Origin of the sequence: Aquimarina sp. MAR_2010_214, assembly GCF_002846555.1 — a bacterium.
Lineage (GTDB): Bacteria > Bacteroidota > Bacteroidia > Flavobacteriales > Flavobacteriaceae > Aquimarina.
On record NZ_PJMS01000001.1, the window covers coordinates 1911106 to 1937631 of the forward strand.

The window sequence follows — 26526 nt, forward strand, 5'->3', positions numbered from 1 at the left end:
AGAAAAAGAAAAAATGAAAATTTTAAAATTTGGAGGGAAATCACTCGCTAATGGAAAAGGAATTCATGCGGTGATAGATATAATTGAAGATAAGGTGAAAAATGGCGAAAAGATAACCGTTGTCCTTTCTGCTCGTGGTAATACAACCGATGAACTCGAAGAAATTCTTGAAAAGGCTGTCAATGGCAAAAATTATCAATCACAGCTAGAAGCATTTAAAACATACCAAATTGCCGATTTTGATAATGTCGATTTTACCCAGGAGTTCGAAACATTAGACAAACTTTTTGAAGGAGTTTCACTTTTAGAAGACTATAGCAAGAGGATAAAAGATCAGGTGTTATCGCAAGGTGAAGTTATTTCGGCCAAATTGGTAACGCAACTCCTAAAAGAGAAAAATATCAATGCTAATTTTACAGATAGTAGAACTCTTATCATAACAGATGCTCAGTTTGGAGATGCTCAACCTCTCGATAAATTATCTAAAGAAAATGTAATTAATCATTTTCAAAAGTATAATGGCACTACAGTAAATATCGTTACTGGTTTTATAGCATCGAATACCAAAAATGAAACAACTACTTTAGGAAGAAACGGTAGTAACTATACAGCATCATTATTAGCTAATTATCTTGAAGCAGAAGAATTACAAAATTTCACTCATGTAAATGGGATCTATACTGCTGATCCAGACCTGGTACCTAATGCTATAAAAATTGAAAAATTGTCATTTACAGAAGCTAATGAATTGGCATATTTTGGAGCTAATATTTTACATGCGAAAACTATAATTCCTTTAATTGAAAAGAATATCCCGCTTAGGATTTTGAATACTTTTGATCATCAAAATAAAGGAACCTTGATTACATCGGAAGCGAGTGAAAAAGGAATTAAATCTCTTTCAGTTTTAGAGAATGTGGCTCTAATAAACCTAGAAGGAAGAGGTCTATTGGGAAAAGTAGGAGTGGATGCGAGAATATTTAAAGCACTAGCCGATAAAAATATTAGTGTTAGTATCATTTCACAAGGGTCATCAGAACGTGGTATTGGTTTTGTTGTCGAAGCTGATAAAGCAAAAGAAGCTAAATCTATATTAGAAGAAGAGTTCGAATCAGATTTTTATAAACGCGATGTTAGTGGTATTTCAATAGAAAAAGATGTATCTGTGATTTCTATTATTGGTCAGGACTTAAGCACGTTTCATAAACCGTATAATGCATTGATTAAAAATCAAGTAATTCCATTATTGTTTAATAACACAGTTACAGGAAAGAATGTGAGTCTAGTGGTGCGAAAAGAACAGTTGCATCGTGCTTTAAATGTGATTCATGGTGAGATTTTCGAAATTTCTAAAAAAATCAACATAGCTATATTTGGCCATGGTCTGGTTGGAGGTACTTTGATAGATCAAATTTTAAAATCTTCAGAACAGATTGAGAAACGAAAAAAAATCAACCTCAATATTTTTGCAGTCGCAAATTCAAGAAAAGTACTCTTGGATAAAAACGGGGTAGCTCAAGATTGGAAAAATGCTATCAATGAAAAAGGAGTTTCGTATACAGTTGAGGATGTGATTCGATATGCAGATGATCATCATTTAGAAAACCTAATAGCTATTGATAATACAGCTAGTCAGGTGTTTACCGAAAATTACATAAATTTGGTAGAACATGGTTTCGATTTGGTATCTTCTAATAAAGTTGCCAATACATTAAGTTTTGACTTTTATAAGGAGTTAAGAATTAAGCTAGAAGAGAATCAAAAACAATATCTGTATGAAACTAACGTAGGAGCTGGATTACCGTTGATTGATACTATTAAGTTATTGCATTTGTCTGGAGAAAATATAACTCGAATCAAAGGAGTTTTCTCTGGATCACTAAGTTATTTATTCAATACTTTTTCTGTAGAAGAACGACCTTTTAGCGAAGTGTTGCAAGAGGCAATTGATAAAGGGTTTACAGAACCCGATCCAAGAGAAGATCTCTGTGGTAATGATGTAGGTCGAAAATTATTAATTCTCGCAAGAGAGTTGGATCTAAGTAACGAATTTGAAGATATTAATATTCATAATCTAATTCCTGAAGAATTACGAGCTGGAGAAGCAAAAGAATTTTTAGGAAGACTGAAAGAGTTGGATGTCGTTTATAAAAAAGTTAAAGAAGAGCAAAAACCTGATCATGTATTGCGATATATTGGTGATCTTTGGGGTGATTTGTCACAAGAGAAAGGAAATCTGGATGTTAAATTAGTTTCTGTACCTCAAAGTAGTGCGTTAGGACAAGTAAAAGGTTCCGACTCTATATTCGAGATTTATACAGAATCATATGGTGATCAACCTATTGTAATTCAAGGAGCCGGCGCTGGAGCTGCAGTAACGGCAAGAGGTGTGTTTGGAGATGTGTTGCGATTGACAGAAAAAGGATAAAATTATAATTGCGTTAGGGATTGAAGCGACATCCTTTTATAATCCTGTCACCCCGAGCGAAGTCGAAGGGTTTCTGACAGGTTATAAAAGATATAGCCGAAAGCCCGACCCTGATTGGTCAGGGGAGCGCCCAAAACAATATAAAATGAAAATACAACTCAAAAGAATAGATAGTGATTATCATTTCGAATTAAAAAACGAAAGAGGTCATGTAACCTATATAGATAGTACAGCCAAGGTTGGAGGACACGATCTGGCTCCAAGTCCAATGGAATATGTTTTAATGGGAGTAGCGGGGTGTAGTGCTATTGATGTGATCTCTATTTTAAAAAAACAACGACAAGAAATTACTGACTATAGAGCAGAAGTAGATGGTGCTCGCGAAGAAATTGATGGAGCAAAACCGTTTAAAAAAATAACAGTAACTGTTTACCTCGAAGGAGATATAATTCCAGAAAAAGCACAGAGGGCAGCGCAATTGTCTTTTGAGAAATATTGTTCGGTATCCAAAACATTAGAACCTACAGCTACAATAGAGTACAAGGTTGTGGTTAATAATAAAGAAATATGAGTCTGGAAAGTTTAAATTTTGAAACGCAAGCGGTAAGAACGCAAACTGATAAAACACAGTTTTTAGAGCATTCTACACCAATGTATTTAACCTCTGGCTTTGTTTTTGAAGATGCCGAAGAAATGAGAGCTGCTTTTGCAGAAGAGAAAGAACGAAATCTATATAGCCGTTTTAGTAATCCTAATACAACAGAATTTGTAGACAAGATCTGCAAGTTAGAAGGAGCAGAAGAAGGGTATGCATTTGCGACAGGTATGGCGGCAGTGTTTTCTACATTTGCAGCATTATTAGATGCTGGTGATCATATTGTTTCTGCTCGATCTGTATTTGGTTCTACTCATACTTTATTTACCAAATATTTTCCAAAATGGAATATCGAAACTAGCTATTTTAGGGTAGATGAAGTGGATAAAGTAGAAAGTTTAATCCAGTCCAATACAAAAATTATATATGCCGAATCTCCAACAAATCCTGGTGTAGATGTTTTAGATTTAGAATTATTGGGAGCGATAGCAAAAAAGCATAATTTACTTTTAATTATTGATAACTGTTTTGCGACTCCATACCTTCAAAACCCAATTAAGTTTGGTGCAGATTTAGTAATCCATTCTGCAACTAAGCTAATTGATGGCCAGGGAAGAGTTTTGGGAGGAGTCACTGTTGGTAAAAAAGAGCTGATAAGAGAAATTTACCTCTTTTCACGTAATACTGGGCCGTCACTATCACCTTTTAATGCATGGGTGTTGTCAAAAAGTTTAGAAACTCTGGCTGTTCGGGTAGATCGTCATTGTGAGAATGCTCTAAAATTAGCAGAATTTTTAGAATCACACCCTAAAATAAACTGGGTAAAATACCCATTCTTGAAATCTCATCCACAATATGAAGTTGCCAAAAAGCAAATGAAAATGGGAGGTAATGTTGTTGCTTTTGAGGTAAAAGGAGGAGTACAAGGTGGTAAAACTTTTTTTAATAGTGTGCAAATGTGTTCTCTATCTGCTAACCTTGGTGATACCAGAACCATAATTACGCATCCTGCTTCGACAACACATAGTAAACTAGCCGATGAAGATAAGCTTGTTGTAGGGATTACAGATGGAATGGTACGTTGTTCTGTGGGACTAGAACATATTGATGATATTATATTGGATCTAGAACAAGCGCTGGAAAAAATTTAATTTAAAAGTATTGTTCCTTCGATAAAAAATATGATAGGTTACGGTTGTTAGAATTAAGAAATATTTTTATAAATGCAACGTAGTAAACAGTTTAAAATGGATATATAGGGGTGCTGTGTGATATTTTTTCATGGTATATTCCCTTTTGTAATCATATACGCTGCTTGTTCGGTTGAAAGGATTTTGACCAGTTTTTATTGTAGTTGAACCCTTTCATAACAAAGTTCTATTCTATAAATTTTCTATCATATAACCCTAGTTTTAATTCAGTTTAGAAATTCACTTACTTTGCAGGTTGTTATGTTCTGATGGCTATGCCCCTATAATTGTTCTCTGGGTAAAATATAAGAAATTAAGCCATGTAGTTTATAAGTGTAATTATCATCTAGTTTCTGTTCCTCCAAAAGTTTCAATTTCGAAATTGATGGGTGTTTTGAAAGGCAAAATCTCGATCAAGTTATTCAAGAGTTACACAACATTGAAACAAAAACCTTATTGAGGAATCATTTTTGGGCTGGTAGAGGGTATTTTGTAAGTATGGTAGGTTTAGATAAAGATATGATAAAGAAGTATATTAAGTAAGTATCAGTAGAAAGAAGAGAAGGTAATTGAAGATGAATAATTTAGTACCAGTCCAACTGCCCCCTATGATGGTTAGCCAAAGCCACTTTCTAAAAAGGTGTGATTTTTAATTGATTTGGCTTTTTGCTATTATTTTTTCAGTTTGTTGTTATATTTTATTGGAATATGAGCCTGCTCATCAAAAACTAATGCATAATTCAGGTTAAAGAAAGAAACTTCAAAAGCATACTCTTTTCTTAGCGAATTTTAAAGTAATGCTTTAGTAGCTTATAATCACCTTTATTAGTGTATCCTTCTAATGTAATCTCATAAGTACCTGTGATATCTGAAGCATAAAAATATTTTACTGTTTTTTTTGAAGTAAGTGTTATATCCGGTTGCCAGTATAGTTGAACTCTATAATCTGGAATTCTATCAAGAGATGTATTAGAATAATCAGGAGAATATAACTCGTTATATACTAGAGATTTTTCTATTTTCAATTCTTTAATATAATCCCCTTGCATTTTAGGTCTAAAATTTTGTTTTATTGTTTTGATATCAATAATACCACCGTATACTTTTGGGCCATACCGATAGGGTTTTTCTAATACATTAATGCTTTTAATATTTTTTGCATCATAGTCTAAAATTTCGTCTGCCTCTTGTATTAATATACCATCCATTAAAACCAATGGATCTAATGAACTAAATAATGTTTTTCCTTCTAGATCCCGAGTAGGAAATATTACAAATTTGTTTTTTTTTCTTTTTTTTCTTACCCCAGCAAGCTTTACTATCTCTACAAAGGTTTCTTTCATTGTGTTAAAACGGTTATAATCATCTAACACGTATTTTGTCCCCATAGTGTTATAAAAAGAAGGAATGTAGTGTTCTTTTAAAGTAGTTTTTGTAGAAGGGTTAAAGTATGCGTTTTTAATTTGTAACTGAATACTACGTTCTTGTAACCAGTTTTTTATACTCGGATCAAGTTGTAGATTAGTATTTGCTGTTTTTTTCTTAAGGCTAAGCTCTTTTTTGTCTAAAATAAGTTTGTACTTGTCTCTATCGGGCTCATTGATCTGGACAATACTATTGCTAGTTTGATGTATTTCAGGAATTGAAAAGAAGAAATGGCCATTATTATTTGTTTTTGATACCTTGAAGATATAATTCTCTCCTAATATTGTAAGTGTTATTATCTTGTTTTTTATGGGTGTTTTTTCTTCTACAGGTATTATTTTACCTGAGATAAGCTCTCCACGAAGTTCAGGAAGATAAAAAATAGATTCATTTTGTGTATGATTAGTATTTTGTACAGATGAATCTAAAACCAGAACAGAATCTGTTTTTCGAACAGATAATACATAATCTCCATGTCCCGCTTTTTTTATAAAATTATCAATACTTAAAGTGATTTTTTCTCTGGTTTTGTATGTCTCTTTATCTGTCTTGATTAAAATATCATTTTGTGATTTTTTGACACCTGTAGTATCAGTAGTGACAATTGATCGTACAGTAATAGATTCTGAAGAGTTTATTTTTTTCGGAAAATTAGTAGTCTTGATAAACGGATTTATGATATATATAGTTTTGGAAGAAAACGGTTTTTTAAAATTGTTACGAGAAAAATTAGTATACCCCAGAAGTCTATATACTCCGGTTTTAAGTGTAGATGGGATAAAGAATGCTCCTTGTTGAGTTCCTTTCTGATTCAATACTAATTTATGATTAAATATTATAGAATCTCTTTCATTGCGTAATGAAACATAACTAATCTTACTTAATAAACTTTTGGAGTTAGAATTAGTGTGATTGTATATTTTATATAAGAGTGACTCTCCTGATAGTAGTATGCTGTTGTTGAGTGTTATATTGATTTTTTCTTTTATGAAAATTTGCGTATCAACAGAAGTTTTATCAGTGTACATCTGCCCTTTTGCAGTAATGCAAAAACATATAAATATTAAAAATACGATTTCTTTACACATAATTAATCTTCCCAGAAATCGGGTTTTACATTTGATGAAATAGAAGTACATACGCTACATTCTTGTTTGATGATATGATAAAATGGATGATGAAAATATATAATCTGATAATTATAACGCCGTATACTTATTCTTATGTTAGCACGATCATTTGGTTCTAAAGAACCATCTTCATTTCTTTTCGTACCTGTTTTACGATAGTCCAATCTAAGAGGAGATTCACAATCTTCTATAAGATATGGAGGTTTTTCTACACCAAAATCAGTATAATTAAAATAAATTCTTTTTGAAGTTACTGAGGATACTTCAAAAAAACCTAAAACCTTTTCATCGGAATTTGTTACCATATTAATGTTACCCACAATATAACCAGGTTGATTTTGAGATAATAAGCTTTCGGTATTTCCTAATTCTTTAATAGTTTTGTAGAAAATATAGGCCTCAGGGCTTTGTACATATTGTTTTACCAAAATACTGTAGCGATCTCGTAACATACCACTGTTTTTATTCATAAACCGAATTGGAAAACGAAATACCTCATTTTCATTTAGATTGGAGGTGGCTATTTGTAAAATACCTTCCGATTTTACAGTCGAATAACAAACTTCTTCTGGTGTTCTAGAGGTAGTATGAACGTCATATTTTTCATCACCGTTAATTATCTCGAAATTTACTATTTCAGCAAGATAAGATGAAGGAAAAGGAGCTACTACTTTATACGTTTCTTCATATTCATATTTAAAATATTTTGTCTTTTTTGTTGGATCAGATGTGTTTACAAACACTTGAACACCTTCTTGATCATCCTTTGAGATTAACTCAGAATATAGACTGTCTATCTCAATAGTTGGAGGCAATGTAACCGCAGACGAAATGTAATTTTTGCCTTCTTTAGTAGTGATGTGTAGTGTATAAGTGACATCTTTTAGTGCCTGAAATTCTATGTCAGAAAGGTATTCTCCTGTTGTAAGATCTTGTGAAAAATTAAAAACATTTCCATTACTAGCTTTAACAGTTACTGAAGCATTGTTTTCTATAACTACATTTAGATTTTCTAGAGTTGTTGTGCGGGATAATTTAATTATTTGTTGTTTTAGTTCGTTGGTAAGAGTGCTTTCTACAACTAAAATATTTTCAAAATCAATAGTTTTGATATCAAAAGGTTCTGTACAGCCTATTTGTATGAGGAGTATAGAAAATATCTGAATGTATAGTATTGCTGCCTTTTTCATAAATTTTCTAAAACTTAAAATTATACGTTATAGTTGGTATCGGAATCGAAAATATGGAAGTTTTATAGGCTTTTATTTGCTGATCATCGTTCACAAAAAATACTGAGTATGGATTATTTCTTCCTAATACATTATAAACAGATATATTAATAAAGCTATGCCCTAATTTTTTTAACTTATGATTCCCTTCTATATTGATACCTATATCTAGGCGGTAATAATCAGGAATTCGATATTGATTTCTATCACTATAAACTACTTGCTCTTGACCAGCTATTGTATATCTGCCAACGGGATAAGTAACCGGTCGTCCAGTTTGATATGTGAAATTGGTAGAAATGCTATATCGCTTTGTAAGTTTGTAATTTGCAACAAGTGAAAAATCATGTGGCTTATCATAATTTGCAGAAAAGAACTTGCCATTGTTAACTCGTTCTTGATAAATTTCACTGTCCAATTTAATTAATGCTCTAGAATAACTATAGCCAAAATATCCATTTAGTTTTCCTTTTGTTTTTTTAAATAAAAATTCTATTCCGTACGCCTTTCCTTCTCCTTGTAATAATTCAGTTTCAATATTTTTGTTGAGAATTAATTCTGCTCCAATTTTATAATCCAATATGTCATTCATTTTTTTATAATACCCCTCAAGACTAAATTCTAGGTTTTTATTTGTAATATTTTTGAATACTCCCAAAGAATATTGATTTGCTTGTTGTGGTCTTATATTACGATCAGAAAGTTTCCATATATCTGTAGGAGACATAGTCGTATTAGTAGATAGTAAATGTATATATTGAGAAGTTTTATTATAACTGCCTTTTATAGAAAATTCATTTCCTAGAAGATATCTTCCCGAAATACGATATTCTGGCATCCCATAAGTCTTTATGATTTCATTGTTGCCATATTCTTTAACTTCGATTATAGAGTTTTCATTAATAGGTTGATTAGCAGCATATATATTCTGAGTCGATTTTCCTAAAGCAGCATATAAAGAATATCTAAATCCAATTTCTAATAACAGTTTATCAGTTGCCTTATAAAGGTCTGAAAAATAAAATGCAGATTCCAACCCTTTTTCTCGTTCTATTATTTGTAGTTTGATATCAGAATTAACTCCTACAGGTTTGATTGTTCCAGGGTCTATAGTGTATAACTTACTACTCAATCCATAACTAAATTTATGTTTATTGTTTAAGGTGTAATTAAAATTCAATTTAGCTTGACTTTCATTAAGTTTATACCCAAAATCAAAATCCAAATTAGCATTAGCTTTATAAAGGATTTCATACTTATATTCACTGTTAACTAGAATTAAATTAGCTTTGCTTTTTTCGCTAAAACTACGATTCCATTTTAGAGAAATAAGCCTATTATTGTATTTGAAAATAGAATCTGAAGTAATACTAAACTTATCTTTGCTATAATAGAAAGTCCCTTGTAGAGAATTATTGGTGTTAATTTTGTGGTTATATTTTATAATACCATCATAAAAAGAAGCTTCGCTATTTTTTAAGGACTCTTCATCTAGATTCTTTAAAATATAATCAGAATACGTAGCACGTACACCTACAATCACTGAAGCTTTTTTCTTTACTATAGGGATTTCTCCCGCAAGATTAGCCGTAATAGGACCAATAGAGCCTTCTGCTGAAAGTTTTTCAGGAGTGTCCGATTTTGTTTCTATATCAAAAACTGATGACAATCGACCTCCATATTCTATGGGGATACTTGCTTTATAAATATTGATGTTTTTTGTTGTGAATGGATTAACAGCAGAAAAAAAACCTAAAAAATGTGATGGATTATATAGTACGGCATCATCGAGTAAAATAAGGTTTTGATCTGCTCGACCTCCTCGTACATTAAAGCCACTAGCTCCTTCACCTACTGTTTTTATACCGGGTAAAGTGGTAGCTACTTTTAAGATATCTCGTTCGCCTAATACTAGTGGTATTGTTTTAATAGATTCGGCTTCAATTTGGTTAGTTCCCATTAAAACTTCTTTTACATTGCTCCCTTTTTTGGATTCAATAAGTACTTCATCAAGAGTTTCAGTGTTTTCTTCTATTTTTAGATTGAAGGTACCATCATTGTATACGATCATATCTTGAATTGTTTTTCTATACCCTAATAAATTTGTTTCAAGTTGATTAAAACCATAGGATAGTTTAATAGAATAGAATCCGTTAGAATCAGATGTGGTATAAATAGATCTGTTAACAGTAAAAATAGATACTTCCTCAATAGGAACGTTGGTTTTTGAATCTTTAACATATCCAGAGACAGTAAAGGTTTTATTTCTTGTATTTGTATTTTGTTTTCCAATAGCAATCAAGTTTTTACTTTGTTTTGTAGCTTGAGATATGTATTCTTCTTGAAAAATAGGAGTGTTATTATCTAATGTTTTTTTTTCGTCAAATAAGCTATTGGGTAATTCTTGATAAATTATATTATTAAATAATAAAATAACTTTCTTGCCTTTTATAAAAAAGTTGATATTGGTTTTTTCTAGTATTCCTTTTAAAATGGTTTTTAGATCTGTCTGATCATATTTTTTTGATACAGTATGATTCTTAAGCCATTCTTCTTCAAAGTAAAAAAAAGTGTCAGTGGATCTTTCTAGATGTAAAATAGCTTCTTTTAAAGTTATGTTGTCGAATTCTATTGTTATAGCAGAATGATCTTGACCATTCATAGAATAAATAGACATCAAAAAAATAATTGTTAGTATACTTTTTTTCGTAATAGAAGATATGATTAATAAGTACTTATTCATTTAAATTCTCTAGTGTGCCATTTAAGTATTTTACAAATTCAATCATAAAACGTTTCCGGTTTGATTTATAGATAGATTTATAACTTTTATAGAAATTATTAATCTGTTTTTTGTTTTTGGGGAAAATTTTATTTAAATCTTTAATAGAATCAATAGGATAATAAGCGTCATTATAGAATAATAGGTACAAATTATCCTTTTTAAAACGATATTGAAAGCGTTTATTTACAATAGCGCGATTTTTCTTTTTAATATGTTTTGTATATAAATGAATTGTATTTCCTATATATAGGATTTCAAAAAAAATATGATCAGTACGATTTAATTTGGTATCGGTCAGCTTAATAAAATTATGACCATAGATAGAAAAAGCTGAAATATTTTCAGAAATTAACTTAATGTTAAAATAACTGAAGGTATTATTAGATTTTGTGATTACATTATCATGTAATACATCATATTTTAAAAGAACATTTGCATAGAATTGATTATTGTAAATAATAGTTCCTTTTGTAAAGTTAAAATGACCAAAATATCGATAACTCCCATCTGTGTTGAGATAAGGGTCCTTAAATTCGACACCATTATACAAACCAGTATTTTCTATACTAACCAATTCATCATAGGCATTATATATGTTTTTAGAGTTATAGGACTGGGAAAATGATGTGTAACCAAAAAAAATAAAAATAAATAAATTTATTTTGTAGAAGATCATTATTTATGTTTAAACTTTTGTTTGCCTTTAATGAAATACTTGCTGCGATTAATTTAGCATTAATGACTAAGATAATATAAGTATTGTGCCAACTAGAATTGATCAATGCATGCAATAAATGTATGGTATTTAGTATAGAAACCGGCTTACTTTTTTGTTTTTTTTACCTAATTACAATAAAAGCGACGAAATTAAATCCTTCATGGCTAGTCAATGTAGTGTATGCTTTTTTTTAGATAAAAATTTATAACCAGCTAACCGATCTATTTTAATCCGTTTCATACATTCGAAAATCTATAGAAGCTTTTAATGCAATAAAAACTGATATCTCATTATATTTTAAGACAACCTTAGCGGGTGGGTAGCTATGTTGAAACTTAGAAAATATCAATTTTTATTGCATTAAAAGCTCTATAACAAAGTTCTAATAACACCTCCTGCAAATATGAGTGTACGTTTTTTATTATTCAAAGAATTTGAGATTTACAACCTTATTTTTTTGTCAAAGTAAAAATTTGACTTCCAGTTACTTCAAAACTAATACCTTGTTGTTCAACTGTTTCTTTGATATCTTTTTTTATGCTCATGGTTTGAGCAGTTAATGCAATAATGTCAAAAGAAACTTCTTTATTCGCAACAGTAGTAATGAGTTTAGTTCCATCTACTTTCCATTCTCCGGATCCAATAAAATCAGGAATAGCTTGTTCGTAGTCAATAGATTGAGTGGGGATCGTTATTTTTGCTATTAATGTAAACCCTCCAGAGCTAACAAAAGTATTGGGTTTGTCGGCTTCAGAAACTTCTGTAAAAGTCGCTTTTGCAGTATAATCTTTACCTGATAAAGAATAATCACCACTCACGGGTATGTTTTCAATGGTAGCGGTAACTTTTCCATTTTCAGATTTAACTTCTGTGAGATCCCATTCACCAGGAATTAGGGATTGATTAATTTCAATAGGAGAATCATCATCACTATTACAGGAAACAAATAGTGAGGTACTTGCTAAAAATAAAAGCATTGCAAATCTTTTCATTTTGATTATATATTTTGGGTTAATATCACTTTATCAACGAGATAGGAATTTACATATTGCCATTTTTCTATACGGAATCTCTTTTTATGAGATTTTTAAGGACAATTAATAAAAGTTTAATAGAGTGTTTTTCAATAAATTATATAAAGAATGTAAGTTTACCTTAGTAATCTACTAAGTTACTAGGGTTTTTGTTGAAGATATCATAATTCTTATGATTTTCTGTAAGAACTTGTGAGATTTTTATGCTATAAACAAAATATTATATATACATTTGCTTAATAATCTACTAGTCCGATAGGGTAATAGAATATTTAAAAAATGATTGTAGATCAAATGATATTAGATAAAGTAGCTACGCAGAAAACAACGTATCAGGATGATAAAACCTCAGAAAAACCAATACGTAGTATTGTAAAAGCAGTAAGTTGGAGAGTAGTAGGTACATTAGATACATTAATAGTGTCTTATGTATTAACAGGAGAGATCGCTCTTGCTACTTCAATTGCATCTATTGACTTTGTGACAAAAATGATTCTGTATTTCTTTCATGAAAGAATTTGGAATCGTATTAAATGGGGAAAATAATTGCTATAGTAGAAAAACAAGTATAGGAAACTATGAGTTTAATAGAAAAAGAATTAGAAAACTTAAATAAGTCTCTAAAGGATAAGACACCTTTAGAAATTGCAAAATGGGCAATTTTAAATGCGAAATCTCCGGTTGTAACTACTAATTTTAGGCCTTACGAGGTTGCAATTCTTAACGTTTGTTCAAAAGCATTCTCAGATATTCCGGTAATATGGTGCGACTCTGGATACAATACTCCAAATACCTATAAACATGCAGAAGAAGTAATTGATATATTAAAGCTGAACGTTAAATTATATGTACCAAAACAAACTACAGCGCATAGAGATGTAATTATGGGAATTCCAGACATTGATGATCCTAAGCACAAAATTTTTACAGAACAAGTAAAATTAGAACCATTTAGAAGAGCAATGTCAGATTTTACTCCAGATGTATGGTTCACAAATCTTAGGAAAGGACAAACAGCCCTTAGAGATTCATTGGATATTGTGAGTATGGGTAAAGATGGGGTTTTGAAAGTAAGCCCATTCTATTATTACAGTGATGAGGAGTTAGATGCGTATTTAGAAGAACATAAATTGCCTAATGAATTCAAATATTTTGATCCAACTAAAGTGTTAGAAAATAGAGAGTGTGGATTACATACTAACTAATAAATTACGAAAAAGATAAGAATGGAAATACTAGAAAAAAAAATAGAACAATTAGAAGGATCAGCAGGTAATTTGGCTGGAGTATCTGTTCTTAAGGTAAATCCTTTGGAGAGTGAAGCGATTTATATTTTTAGAGAAGTAGTTGCGCAGTTTGAAAAACCAGTATTACTTTTTTCTGGAGGAAAAGATTCTATTACTTTAGTTCGATTAGCCCAGAAAGCATTTTATCCCGGAAAAATTCCTTTTCCTTTATTGCATATTGATACGGGGCATAATTTTCCTGAAACTATAGAATTTAGAGATCGATTAGTAGAAGAATTGGGAGTAGAGCTTATTGTTCGCAATGTTCAGGATTCTATCGATCAAGGTAAGGTTGTAGAAGAAAAAGGAAAATATGCTAGTCGTAATAGTTTGCAAACTACTACGCTTTTGGATGCTTTGGAAGAATTTAAATTTGATGCAGCTATTGGTGGAGCTCGTAGAGATGAAGAAAAGGCTAGAGCCAAAGAACGTATATTCTCTGTTAGAGATGATTTTGGTCAATGGGATGAAAAAAACCAACGTCCTGAGTTATTTGATCACCTTAACGGAAAAATTGATTTAGGCCAAAATGTACGAGTGTTTCCGATTAGTAACTGGACAGAATTAGATGTATGGAGCTATATCCAGAAAGAAGGAATCGAAATTCCGTCTATATATTTCGCTCATACTCGTAAAACATTTGTGAGAGATGGGATGATTTGGTCAGCAGAAGATGGTGTTGTGTATAGAGAAGATGATGAAGTGGTAGAAGAAAGAATGGTGCGTTTTAGAACTGTTGGCGATATGTCATGTACTGCAGCAGTGCTTTCTGATGCAATTACCATTGATAAAGTTGTATCAGAAATCAGAGAGTCTACAATTTCAGAACGAGGAGCACGTATCGATGATAAACGATCAGAAGCTGCGATGGAAAAACGAAAACAACAAGGGTATTTCTAGATTGACTTTTGTTATTCCAATACTTCGTCTACGCTAAGCATAGACTTCGGTTGGAATCCAAAGTTAAGTCATAAAGCAATAATAATAACGAATATTACTCCAAAAGGAGAAACAATAAGAGCTATGGACGTATTAAAAATAGCAACAGCAGGAAGTGTGGATGATGGTAAAAGTACCTTAATAGGTCGTATACTATATGATACAAAATCATTAACTACAGATAAATTAGAAGCAATTGAAACCCGAAGTAAAGCTAACGGTTTTGATTATTTAGATTTCTCATTAGCAACAGATGGATTAGTAGCCGAACGGGAACAAGGGATTACTATTGATGTTGCTCATATCTATTTTTCTACAAAAACTAAAAGTTATATTATAGCAGATACTCCCGGACATATTGAATATACAAGAAATATGGTTACTGGAGCATCAACATCACAAGCCTCTATCATTTTGGTAGATGCTCGTAAAGGTGTAATAGAACAAACATATCGTCACTTTTTTATCAATAACCTGTTAAGAATTAAAGACGTCATTGTAGCTGTTAATAAAATGGATTTGGTAGATTTTTCTCAGGAGAAATACGAAGCTATTAAAGCCGATTTTGAAACATTGATCGAAAAAAGCGATTACAAAGAACAGAATGTAACGTTTATTCCGGTAAGTGCATTGCAAGGAGATAATGTGGTAGATAAATCAGAAAATACTCCTTGGTATAATGGGCAAACTTTATTAGAACACTTAGAGAAATTGGATGCACAAGATGTATATGAAAAAGCTCAAGTGCGTTTTCCAATTCAAACTGTGATTCGTCCTAAGAAAGATGAGTTTCATGATTTTAGAGGGTATGCAGGTAAATTATACGGAGGTGACCTTTCGGTTGGAGATGAAGTAACAGTTTTACCCTCATTAACTACTTCAAAAGTAAAAGAAATTCACTTCTTTGACCAGAAATTTGATAGCGCAGGTAGGGGAAGTTCTTGTACAATTACTTTAGAAGATGATGTAAATGTAAGTCGAGGAGATATGATTGTGAAATCATCAGAAACTCCTCGAGTAGAGAAACAGCTGACCGCAACAGTATGCTGGATGGATAGTGCAGCTCTAAATCCAGGAACAAATTACTTTATACAAAGTGGAAGTAATCGGATTTTAGCAAAAGTGAAAAGTATAAACGGAACCATTGCAACTGATTTTTCTGGAGATGATACTTCAAAAAATACTTTGAGTTTGAACGAAATAGGGAAGGTTCAGATACAGTTGAGCAAACCTTTGGCAATTGATTCTTATAGCAAGAATAAAGCTTCAGGATCATTTATATTAATAGATTCACAAACCAATACTACTTCAGGAGTTGGCTTTATAGAATAAATATAAGCCATTCTTTATAGAAAGAAAAACAAAAAATTAGAATCATAAAACCATCATACAAAAGTCATAACTATGACCTTTTTTAAAGGCAGAAATACGAAAAAAGATGCAAAGTTTTAGAACCGAAATAGAAAACCCAATTGTTCAAAAAGATGTTATAGAATTAGCTAATAAAATTGAGCAATTCCATAAGGGTAAGATTGATGAAGAAAAGTTTCGTAGCCTTCGTTTGGCACGTGGCGTATATGGTCAACGCCAGGAAGGAGTGCAGATGATTCGTATTAAGTTGCCATATGGTAAAGTGTTAAGTAATCAATTAAGACGTATTTGTGAAGTCTCTGATGAATATTCCCGAGGGAGATTGCATATCACTACACGTCAGGATATTCAGATTCATTATGTAGACTTAAATAGAACCCCAGAACTTTGGGCAGAGTTAGAAAAAGATGATGTAACGTTAAGAGAAGCTTGTGGTAATACAGTACGTAATGTAACTGCATCAGAAACTGCCGGAATTGATCCAAAAGAACCTTTTGATGTATCACCTTATGCAGATGCATTATTTCGTTTCTTTTTAAGAAACCCTATATGTCAGGAAATGGGACGTAAATTCAAAGTTTCTTTTTCAGGAACTGAAGAAGATACAGGACTATCCTATATGCATGATCTTGGCTTTATTGCTAAAATTGAAAATGGAGTTCGAGGATTTAAAGTGATGATAGCCGGTGGATTAGGTTCACAACCAAGACATGCAGATGAGTTGTATAGTTTCTTGCCATCAGAAAAGATTATTCCCTTGATGGAAGGAGTATTGAGAGTTTTTGATCGCCATGGGGAACGTAAAAGTAGAGCCAAAGCAAGAATGAAATTCTTACTTAAAGATATAGGTCTTGAAGCATTCAAAGAATTAGTAGAAGCAGAACAAAATGCAATAGAACAAAAAACTGTTGTGATTGATGCAGAAGCATATAAAACTTCAGTTCCGGTTGAAGTTGAAGTACCTCAAGTAGAGATTAAAAACCAAAAAACTTTTGATTTGTGGAAATCTACTAATGTAATAGCGCAAAAACAAGAAGGGTATGTAGCCATTGGTGTCAAAGTGTTATTGGGAGATTTTTATACAGATAAAGCTAGGTTATTGGCAGATTTAGTAGAGAAATACGCAGCAGGAGAGATAAGACTATCATTGCGTCAGAATATTTTGATCCCTTTTGTAAAAGAAGATTTAGTACCATTCTTCTATCAAGAGCTAGAGAAATTAGGATTTGTAGAGTCTGGTTATAATAAAGCAGTAGATATAACAGCTTGTCCAGGAACAGATACCTGTAATCTGGGAATTGCAAGTAGTACAGGTATTGCCGAAGAATTAGAACGAGTAATAAAAACAGAATATCCTCAATATCTTGAAAAAGAAGATTTGGTGATCAAAATTAGTGGATGTATGAATGCTTGCGGGCAACACAATATGGCGAATATTGGTTTTCAGGGAATGTCCGTACGTACCAAGGATAAGCTAGTTGCGCCTGCATTGCAAGTATTATTAGGAGGAGGAAATTTGGGAGATGGTAATGGTCGTTTTGCAGATAAAGTAGTGAAAATACCAAGTAGAAGAGGACCAGAAGCATTGCGAAGAATCCTTAATGATTTTGAAGCAAATGCTAATGGTAAAACTTTTGTAGCATATTATGCTGCTCAAGGAGAAAAGTATTTCTATGATTTTCTTACCGATTTATCCAATGTAGATAATCTTACTCAAGAAGATTTTATCGATTGGGGAACAGAAGAGAATTATGTAAAGGCAATTGGTGTAGGAGAATGTGCAGGAGTAGTTATAGATTTGATAGCTACCTTATTCTTAGAAAGTGAAGAGAAAATAGAAAATGCTAAAATATCTTTTGAGAATGAAATATACTCTGACGCTGTATATCATGCATACAGCTCATTGGTAAATTCTGCAAAAGCATTATTACTGGCTGAAAATAAAAAAACCAATACACATGCGGGAATCATTCGTCAGTTTGACGAAGAATTTGTAGCAAGTGGAAAAGTACAATTAGAAGGAACATTTGCAGATTTGATCTATCAGCTTCAAAAAAATGCGCCTACCAGAGACTTTGCGGTAGATTATATTAATAGTGCAAAACAGTTTTTGCAAAAAGTTCAGGAGTTTAGAGCTGTTGAAGTAGAAAATGCATAAAGAAGTAATGAACAATAAAACACCAAAACTAACAGTAGTAGGAGCAGGCCCGGGAGATCCGGACTTGATCACTCTAAAAGCGATTAAAGCATTGGAGTCTGCAGATGTGGTGTTATATGATGCACTTATTAATGAAACCTTATTAGGTTATGCATATAAAGCAGAGAGAATATTCGTTGGTAAAAGAAAAGGATGCTATGCATATCAGCAAGACCAAATTAATGAACTGATAGTGAGCAGAGCCAAAAGTCATGGTCATGTAGTTCGATTAAAAGGAGGAGATCCATTTATTTTTGGTCGCGGAGCAGAAGAGATTGATTATGTACAGCAATTTGATGTAGAAACGGATATGGTTCCGGGTATATCATCATCTTTAGCTGTTCCTGCATATCAAGGAATACCATTAACAAAAAGAGGATCCTCAGAAAGTTTTTGGGTAATTACAGGAACCACAAAATCCCACAAATTATCACAGGATATATGCCTGGCAGCAAAATCAAATGCAACTGTGGTAATTTTGATGGGAATGAGTAAGTTGAACGAAATAGTTAGTATCTTTGCTGCCGAAAATAAGCAAGACATTCCGGTAGCTATTATTCAAAACGGAACTACAGAAAAGGAAAGGTATGGGTATGGTACAGTTAGTACTATTGAAGATGTAGTTTCAGAAAAAGAATTATCGTCTCCGGCAATTATTATAATCGGAGAAGTAGTTAACCAAAAAGTTCGACTAGCTTCAATTTATAATGAAATTCAGGAAGAAATTGTATCTTGATAGTTCAGGATTAACTAAATCATGAAAGAAAGAAACAATCTATATCCGGTTTTTTTAAAGGCTGCAAACCTTGAAATCTTAATTGTAGGAGGAGGAAATGTAGCCGAAGAAAAACTTACGTTCTTATTAAAATCTAGTCCAGATGCCAAAGTAACCATAGTATCACCAATGTATAGAGAGGGTACAATGAAATTGGTAAATAAATTTGGAATAGAAATGATACATAAAAAATATCACAAACGTTTTCTCAAAGGAAAACACATTGTGATTGCTACTACAGATGTTCCCAAAGTTAATATGCAAGTATATAAAGATTGCAGGAAACGAAGTATATTGGTTAATGTAGCAGACAATCCACCATATTGCGATTTTTATATGGGAGCAATTGTAACCAAAGGCAATGTGAAAGTGGCTATTTCGACTAATGGGAAATCGCCAACGACAGCCAAACGATTACGTCAGTTTTTTGAGGAAGTGATACCTGAGGATATTGATGATTTAGTCAAAAATTTAAACGAATACAGAAAAACAATAAAAGGTAATTTTGAAGAAAAAGTGGAAACACTAAACGAATTTACTAAAGGATTAATAGGAAAAAAAGAAGTTGAAAAATGATTAAGACTGATATTTTAATAATCGGAGCAGGACCAACAGGATTATTTACTGTTTTTGAAGCAGGATTACTGAAGTTAAAAACACATCTTATTGATGCTTTGCCACAACCAGGTGGGCAATGTTCAGAGATATATCCTAAAAAACCAATTTATGATATTCCTGGGTTTCCAGAGATATTAGCAGGAGAACTGGTAGATAACTTAATGGAGCAAATAAAGCCATTTAAGCCTGGATTTACCCTAGGTGAAAGAGCAGAAACTATCGAGAAGTTAGAAGATGATACGTTTTTGGTAACTACTAATAAAGGAACAAAACATAATGCACCGGTAGTTGCAATTGCTGGAGGGTTAGGTTCTTTTGAACCTCGTAAACCACCTATCCCAAATATTACTGATTTTGAAGATAAAGGAGTCGCTTATATTATACGTGATCCAGAAGTATATAGAGATAAACGAGTTGTAATTGCAGGTGGAGGAGATTCTGCTCTGGATTGGTCAATTTTCCTGGCAGATGTGGCTAGTGAGGTAACCTTGGTGCATAGAAGAAATGAATTTAGAGGAGCTTTGGACTCAGTAGAACGAGTGGCAGAACTTTCTAAGTTAGGAAAAGTAAACCTGATCACCGAAGCAGAAGTTAAAGAATTAAAAGGAGATGATCACGTTACTGCTGTTGGTATAAAACATAAAACAAAAGGTGAAATTATTTTGGACACAGATTATTTCATTCCTTTATTTGGGTTATCACCAAAATTAGGACCAATAGGAGATTGGGGATTAGAAATCGAAAAAAATGCGATTAAAGTAGATAATTCGTATGATTATCAAACTAATATCCCAGGGATTTATGCTATTGGTGATGTAAATACATATAAAGGAAAACTAAAACTTATTCTTTCAGGTTTTCATGAAGCAGCTATTATGTGTCAAAGTGCCTACCAAAGAATTTTTCCAGATAAAAAGTATGTAATGAAATATACAACTGTTGGAGGAGTAGAAGGATTTGATGGAACTAAAAAAGAGGCTAAAAAAGAAGTGGTGAAAGCCATTAACTAGAAAAGATTTTACTTTAAAAACAAAAAAGGTGTGTACTGAAAAATCTGTTTCAGTACACACCTTTTTTTGATCCCTACCCATGAAGATGTAGTTGTCCATTATTCTTTTAATTTTTGACCTTTGTTTTATTTTAATATCATCAAAAATGGTATAATAGAGTAAAAAACAAGTCGTACCTCTATTAAATGATGTGTTTTGCAGAAAAAAATTTTCAACCCTATTTTTTTTCTTTACCTATGATTCTAACTTTTTTTAAACGGTTTTTATTCTAAATAACTATTTAAAGTAAAAATGTCTGTTTATGAATAGGAATAATTATCCATAAAAGGGTTTATATATGAGAATAACATCGATAGATATTTTTAGAGCTTTGACAATGGTTTTAATGATTTGGGTGAATGATTTCTGGACACTTACAGAAGTTCCTAAATGGCTTGAACATGCAACTGCCAGCGAAGATTATATGGGACTTTCTGATATTGTCTTTCCTTTGTTTTTGTTTATCGTAGGCCTTAGTATTCCTTATGCAATCGAAAATAGACTTGCTAAAAAGGAAAGTAAAGCTTTAATCGCAAAGCATATAATTATAAGATCTTTATCATTATTGTTAATTGGCTTTTTTATGGTAAACTATGAAACAGCACACCACCAAAGTATTCTTATTGGTAAATACTTTTGGGGTTTACTAATGGTGATATCCGTATTCTTAATTTGGATGAATTGGAAGAGAAGCCCAGTTCAAAAAAAATGGCATATTTATTTTAGAATTTTGGGATTAGGAATACTCCTTTTTTTAGCGGTAATATATAATGGAGACCCTAAGGGAGAGAGCTGGATGAAAATACAATGGTGGGGTATTTTGGGACTTATAGGATGGGCTTATATTATAAACGGATTAATATATCTATATAGTAAAGGAAACATGATAACGATTATTGTTTTATGGATAATTTTTAATGTATTTTCTGTATTAAATCAGACTAATGAAATAGTTTTTGAAAATGATATCGTTACTATTTTTTCAACACTATATACAGGTACTATTCCTGCATTTACTACTGCAGGTATTCTAGCAACACTAATATTCAAAAAATTATTGAAAACAAATGAAAAATGGTGCTATATAAGTTTAATAGGACTAGGAGTAATTAATATTATTTATGGAATAGCGACCAGACCGTATTGGGGGATTTCTAAAATACAAGGAACACCTTCCTGGTTGGCTATCTGTACGGGTATAAGTTTTCTTGTGTTCATCATATTATATTATATTGCAGATATAAAAAAACAAATAAATTGGGCAATAATAATTGCTCCAGCCGGTACAGCAACGTTGACATGTTATATGCTTCCTTGTTTTATATATCCAATTTGTGTCATGACCAATATTGAGCTTCCAGATGTATTAAGTTCTTCAATTATAGGCCTATTCAAATCTTTTGTTTTTTCTTTATTAGTAGTCATTTTTGCAGGCTGGTTAGAACAAAAACGATACAAGCTAAAACTATAATATTTTCTGTTTTTTATTTTCTATCTTTTAACATGATAATGATAGAAAATAAACGGTAATGTTGGTCTAGTTTTTTCATTAAGTACTATTATTCTTTGTTGATTTAGTATTGGTATAATATATGCTAATACATGGGTTATTATTTGGGTGATTTTTATAAGATTCAGTATATTTGACGCTTCAAAAACCCTTATAATTATGGGTTTAAAAAAATGAGATACAACTCTTAAATAAAACACTCTAAATAATTCAAAATAAAATGTAAAGACCTTACATAAAATCTGTGGGGTCTTTGATTATATTTGTACACAGAAATAAAGAAATATGTCTGATATTACTATAAAGATAAAAGATAGAGAAGGTGTAGTACATGAGATACAAGCACCTACAGATATGGCAATGAATTTAATGGAAGTTTGCAAAGCTTATGAATTGCCAGTAGAAGGAACTTGCGGTGGAATGGCCATGTGTGCTTCTTGTCAATGCTATATTTTATCTGATCACGAATTACCAGAAATGGGACAGGACGAAGATTTGATGTTGGCAGAAGCCTTTTATGTAGAGGATAATAGTAGGTTAGGATGTCAAATCCCGATTACTCCAGAGTTGGATGGATTAGAGATAGAACTAGCTCCTGAGTCTTAATTATACTGTTGACTTAAGAATTCAATAGCTTTCTTTTTTTATTCTAACCGTAATTTTTTGATATCCCCAGTTCGCTTCTTTTTTTGATGCTATACTATCTAATTTAGCTTTTCTTTTGATACTTCTTACTTCAACAGTTAATGCAATTGAAGTTTTATAATTAGAATATTCAAGTTCTCCTTGTAGTAGTTTGTAGAAGTCTATCGAGGATAATTCACATGATTTTTCAATAACATGATCATTTTTTTAGCTATTTTAAATGTGTTTTCGGTTAGATGAGGTTGAACGAAGGCAGATCTATACCTACATATCGTATCACTGTTGTCATAAAAATACAAATACACAAGTGATCATTCCTGTTGTGAGAAGTAACTATTTCCAGTTTCGATTCACCATTTTTTGTTTACAGTTCTCCCATTTTGATTACTAATCATCAGAGCTTTTTTACTATAGTGGTGTTTTGTAAAAAGTAATTGTTATTTATATAACTACTGTGATTACTTTTTTGTGTACCAAATATACTGCATGTTTAGGGTATAATACCCCATAAAAGATCCATTATTAGCCTATGTGTAAAGGGTTCTTAGCCTCTGTTCTAAGGGTGTTTTGTATACTACTTTTGAACATGTATAATTGATTTTCCGGATAATCAAATTATCAACCTAATTATTTTACACAAAAAAATAAAACAATAAAAAAACTAACAACATGAAATCAAAAACATTTTGGTTGAAATCAAGGATTTCAACCTTAGTATTAGTAGGGGTATTATTAATATTTACTAATTGTGAAAAAGAGAATGAGTTTTTTAAAGAAGAAACTTCTGAAGAAGTAGTAGAAACTCAAGAAAAAGATATTACAGAAAAAGCATTCCCAGAAAAGACAGGAGAAATTACAGAAATAACATATCAGGGGCAGCAGTTAGCTGTAGAAAAAATAGATGGTTTGTATGTGTTTGAAGGAGATATACTTATTACACCAGAAGAACTTCGAAATGCAAACAAAAGTACAGGAAGAACAAAAAACCTTTGGCCAAATTGTATTGTGTACTATAGTATAGAAAGTAGTTTGCCAAATAAACAGAGGGTGTACGATGCTATTGCGCATTGGAAAAGTAAAACCAATCTTCAATTTATAAAAAGAACCAATCAGGTTGCATATGTTAATTTCCGTAAAGGAAGCGGATGTTCTTCTAGTGTTGGACGCACAGGAGGAAAACAAAATATAAACCTGGCAAATGGATGTTCTACAGGAAATACTATACATGAGGTAGGTCATGCTATAGGGTTGTGGCATGAGCAAAGCAGAAAAGATAGAAATACATATATAAATGTGAATTTTGCTAATATTAAGGCAGGAAAAGAACATAATTTTAAAACATATGTGCAAAGAGGGAAAGATGGAGACGAATATTCGCCAACCTTAGATTTTGGGAGTATTATGATGTATGGACCTTATGCTTTTTCGAAAAACGGAAAACCTACTATTACCAAAAAGAATGGTAGTACCTATAGTGTACAACGTAATGCACTATCTACATGGGATAAAATAGGAGTTTCCCGAATGTATAAAAAAGTATGCGGTACAGTGCCGAATATGAGTGGATATTACAAAGCAAATGATGGCGGACATTATTATATTAGACATATAGGAACTAATGTATATTGGTTTGGAGAGCATCCTTCGGGAAAATGGGCTAATATATTTAAAGGGAAATTAAATGGGAATAAAATTACAGGATACTTTTATGACGTACCTAAAGGCAAAATAAAAGGATCTGGACAATTAAAACTTACTGTGAACTATAACAGTACTAAAATAACTAAAACATCAGGAAGTAATTTTGGAGGGTCAATTTGGACAAAAACAACAAGGCCTTCCAATCTTCCTGGAACTAGGCCTGCCGGATTTGGAGTACGAAATAATATCAATAATCTAACCGCAAGATGGTATGCCAATGATGGCGGGTATTACTATGTAAGACAAGTAGGAAGCCGTGTAGTGTGGTTTGGAGAACGCCATTTTACATCAGGACGACCGGCTTGGGCTAATGTAGGATATGGTACCAAAATAGGAAATAACATATATCTGAGTTGGGCAGATGTTCCTAAAGGAAATGCTAAAGGAAGTGGAACTCTGCAATTGAAAATGAACGGAGCCAATAAAATGACCAGAGTAAAAGTTACTGGAGGATTTGGAGGATCAAGTTGGATTAGGTAATAAAAAAATAGTTGATTTAATATCTAGAGATTGCTCAAAAGAGCAATCTCTTTTTGTTAATCCTTTTAAAATCTATAAATAAACTTGCATAACAAAAGGCTATGTCTTTTATTTGTACTCAAATTAACAGTAGATACTGTTTAGTTCATATATATATTAATTGTTATCAAGAAAGGTGGAGGGAATAGACCCTATGAAACCTTAGCAACCCTTTATCCTGTAAAGAAGGTGCTACATTCTATCCGTTGTAACGGTATAGATAACGAGAACTCATAGCTTCGCTATATTTTCCATTTATTTTCTTGATACACTAATTCTTTATTTTGATAGAGAATTAATACTGTTTTTTGTTATTCCAGCACTTTGTTTCTGTTAGATGTAGATTACACCTGGAATTCACAATAATACTTGAAAGTTAATGAAAGAGATATACAAAATACTAGAAGAAAGAATTCTTGTGCTTGATGGGGCCATGGGGACCATGTTACAAAGACATAAGTTTACAGAAGAAGATTTTAGAGGAGAACGATTCAAGGATTGGCCTGTTCCTGTGCAAGGTAATAATGATTTATTGAGTATTACTCAACCCGAAGCAATAAAAGAAGTACATCGACTTTATTTTGAAGCGGGAGCAGATATTGTAGAAACCAACACCTTTTCTGGAACAACCATAGCTATGGCAGATTATGAAATGGAAGATTTGGTCTATGAATTAAATTATCAGTCAGCAAAAATTGCTAAAGAAGTAGCAGATGAGTTAACCGAAAAAGAACCTCATAAACCTCGCTTTGTGGCAGGGTCGATTGGTCCAACAAATAGAACGGCTAGTATGTCTCCAGATGTAAACGATCCTGGATATAGGGCGGTAACTTTTGATGAATTAAGAATCGCTTATAAGCAGCAAGTTGAAGCACTATTAGATGGAGGTGTGGATATCTTATTAGTAGAAACTGTTTTCGATACTTTAAATGCCAAAGCAGCACTTTTTGCAATTGAAGAAGTAAAAGACGAAAGAGGGATTGATGTCCCAATTATGATAAGTGGTACAATAACAGATGCAAGTGGTAGAACATTATCAGGTCAAACTGCAGAAGCATTTTTAATATCGGTATCTCATATCCCAATGTTGTCAGTTGGATTTAATTGTGCATTGGGAGCAAATCAACTGACTCCCTATTTAGAAGTTTTAGCTCAGAAAGCAAGTTTTGGAGTGTCTGCCCACCCTAATGCGGGATTGCCAAATGCATTTGGAGAGTATGATGAAACACCAGAGCAAATGGCAGAACAGATTAAAGAATACATGGACAAAAATCTAGTGAATATTGTAGGTGGTTGTTGTGGTACTACTCCAGAACATATTAAAGCAATAGCAGATTTAGCAAAGGATTATAAACCAAGAGTAGTAGGAGTAGAAGTATAGC

20 protein-coding genes, 1 pseudogene and 1 riboswitch are annotated in these 26526 nt (G+C 32.1%); of the genes and pseudogenes, 16 read left to right on the forward strand and 5 right to left on the reverse strand.

The features are described 5' to 3' along the window. The first annotated feature begins 13 nt into the window (after positions 1 to 13). From thrA to ATE84_RS26455, 4 genes and pseudogenes are all read left to right on the forward strand, one after another. On the forward strand, positions 14 to 2428 hold the full coding sequence (gene thrA / locus ATE84_RS08010) for a bifunctional aspartate kinase/homoserine dehydrogenase I (protein ID WP_101450907.1): 2415 nt from the start codon (positions 14 to 16) through the stop codon (positions 2426 to 2428). Between the two features lie 145 nt (positions 2429 to 2573). Beyond that, the gene (locus ATE84_RS08015) at positions 2574 to 2999 is read left to right on the forward strand and encodes an OsmC family protein (protein WP_101447430.1); all 426 of its coding nucleotides are present in this window, start codon (positions 2574 to 2576) and stop codon (positions 2997 to 2999) included. After that, the gene (locus ATE84_RS08020) at positions 2996 to 4174 is read left to right on the forward strand and encodes a PLP-dependent aspartate aminotransferase family protein (protein ID WP_101447432.1); all 1179 of its coding nucleotides are present in this window, start codon (positions 2996 to 2998) and stop codon (positions 4172 to 4174) included. The genes ATE84_RS08015 and ATE84_RS08020 overlap by 4 nt, the downstream gene beginning before the upstream one ends. 325 nt (positions 4175 to 4499) lie before the next feature. Further along, positions 4500 to 4756: pseudogene (locus tag ATE84_RS26455) on the forward strand (transposase). A gap of 236 nt (positions 4757 to 4992) precedes the next feature. On the opposite strand, the gene ATE84_RS08030 reads toward ATE84_RS26455, so the two are convergent. From ATE84_RS08030 to ATE84_RS08050, 5 genes are all read right to left on the reverse strand, one after another. Further along, the gene (locus ATE84_RS08030; protein WP_143273597.1) at positions 4993 to 6666 is read right to left on the reverse strand and encodes a hypothetical protein; all 1674 of its coding nucleotides are present in this window, start codon (positions 6664 to 6666) and stop codon (positions 4993 to 4995) included. 62 nt (positions 6667 to 6728) lie between these two features. Further along, the gene (locus ATE84_RS08035) at positions 6729 to 7958 is read right to left on the reverse strand and encodes a DUF4249 domain-containing protein (RefSeq protein ID WP_101447436.1); all 1230 of its coding nucleotides are present in this window, start codon (positions 7956 to 7958) and stop codon (positions 6729 to 6731) included. 7 nt (positions 7959 to 7965) lie between these two features. Then, on the reverse strand, positions 7966 to 10674 hold the full coding sequence (locus ATE84_RS08040) for a carboxypeptidase-like regulatory domain-containing protein (RefSeq protein WP_233195767.1): 2709 nt from the start codon (positions 10672 to 10674) through the stop codon (positions 7966 to 7968). A 58-nt stretch (positions 10675 to 10732) separates the two neighbouring features. Continuing rightward, entirely contained in the window at positions 10733 to 11458 is a 726-nt protein-coding gene (locus tag ATE84_RS08045) for a hypothetical protein (RefSeq protein WP_101447440.1), read from the reverse strand. 491 nt (positions 11459 to 11949) lie between these two features. After that, positions 11950 to 12492: a lipocalin family protein gene (locus ATE84_RS08050; RefSeq protein WP_101447442.1), complete on the reverse strand. Its 543-nt coding sequence runs from the start codon at positions 12490 to 12492 to the stop codon at positions 11950 to 11952. 321 nt (positions 12493 to 12813) lie between these two features. Here ATE84_RS08050 and ATE84_RS08055 point away from each other — a divergent pair, with 321 nt between their 5' ends. The 12 genes from ATE84_RS08055 to ATE84_RS08110 all read left to right on the forward strand — a co-directional run bounded on the left by ATE84_RS08055 (position 12814) and on the right by ATE84_RS08110 (position 26525). Further along, complete coding sequence (locus ATE84_RS08055) at positions 12814 to 13080, forward strand: DUF2061 domain-containing protein (RefSeq protein WP_199176863.1); 267 nt, start codon at positions 12814 to 12816, stop codon at positions 13078 to 13080. Between the two features lie 32 nt (positions 13081 to 13112). Continuing rightward, positions 13113 to 13739 carry a phosphoadenosine phosphosulfate reductase family protein gene (locus ATE84_RS08060; RefSeq protein ID WP_101447444.1) on the forward strand — a complete coding sequence of 209 codons (627 nt, stop codon included), beginning with the start codon at positions 13113 to 13115 and terminating at the stop codon, positions 13737 to 13739. A 21-nt stretch (positions 13740 to 13760) separates the two neighbouring features. Beyond that, entirely contained in the window at positions 13761 to 14720 is a 960-nt protein-coding gene (cysD, locus tag ATE84_RS08065; protein WP_233195768.1) for a sulfate adenylyltransferase subunit CysD, read from the forward strand. Positions 14721 to 14843: 123 nt separating this feature from the next. Beyond that, positions 14844 to 16091 carry a sulfate adenylyltransferase subunit 1 gene (locus tag ATE84_RS08070; protein WP_101447446.1) on the forward strand — a complete coding sequence of 416 codons (1248 nt, stop codon included), beginning with the start codon at positions 14844 to 14846 and terminating at the stop codon, positions 16089 to 16091. 106 nt (positions 16092 to 16197) lie between these two features. Continuing rightward, complete coding sequence (locus ATE84_RS08075; protein WP_101447448.1) at positions 16198 to 18288, forward strand: HEPN domain-containing protein; 2091 nt, start codon at positions 16198 to 16200, stop codon at positions 18286 to 18288. Beyond that, complete coding sequence (cobA, locus tag ATE84_RS08080; RefSeq protein ID WP_101447450.1) at positions 18281 to 19063, forward strand: uroporphyrinogen-III C-methyltransferase; 783 nt, start codon at positions 18281 to 18283, stop codon at positions 19061 to 19063. Before ATE84_RS08075 ends, cobA begins: the two co-directional genes overlap by 8 nt. Before the next feature lie 21 nt (positions 19064 to 19084). Next, positions 19085 to 19678, forward strand: coding sequence for a bifunctional precorrin-2 dehydrogenase/sirohydrochlorin ferrochelatase (locus ATE84_RS08085; protein ID WP_101447452.1), 594 nt, complete (start codon positions 19085 to 19087; stop codon positions 19676 to 19678). After that, entirely contained in the window at positions 19675 to 20730 is a 1056-nt protein-coding gene (locus ATE84_RS08090) for an NAD(P)/FAD-dependent oxidoreductase (protein WP_101447454.1), read from the forward strand. The genes ATE84_RS08085 and ATE84_RS08090 overlap by 4 nt, the downstream gene beginning before the upstream one ends. A gap of 337 nt (positions 20731 to 21067) precedes the next feature. After that, positions 21068 to 22240 carry a DUF5009 domain-containing protein gene (locus ATE84_RS08095; protein ID WP_101447456.1) on the forward strand — a complete coding sequence of 391 codons (1173 nt, stop codon included), beginning with the start codon at positions 21068 to 21070 and terminating at the stop codon, positions 22238 to 22240. A 324-nt stretch (positions 22241 to 22564) separates the two neighbouring features. Continuing rightward, on the forward strand, positions 22565 to 22885 hold the full coding sequence (locus ATE84_RS08100; RefSeq protein ID WP_101447458.1) for a 2Fe-2S iron-sulfur cluster-binding protein: 321 nt from the start codon (positions 22565 to 22567) through the stop codon (positions 22883 to 22885). Between the two features lie 708 nt (positions 22886 to 23593). Beyond that, on the forward strand, positions 23594 to 25105 hold the full coding sequence (locus ATE84_RS08105; protein WP_101447460.1) for a M12 family metallopeptidase: 1512 nt from the start codon (positions 23594 to 23596) through the stop codon (positions 25103 to 25105). Between the two features lie 160 nt (positions 25106 to 25265). Then, a riboswitch (SAM riboswitch) is annotated at positions 25266 to 25371 on the forward strand. Positions 25372 to 25523: 152 nt separating this feature from the next. Further along, complete coding sequence (locus ATE84_RS08110) at positions 25524 to 26525, forward strand: homocysteine S-methyltransferase family protein (RefSeq protein ID WP_101447462.1); 1002 nt, start codon at positions 25524 to 25526, stop codon at positions 26523 to 26525. The last annotated feature ends 1 nt before the right edge of the window (position 26526 follow it).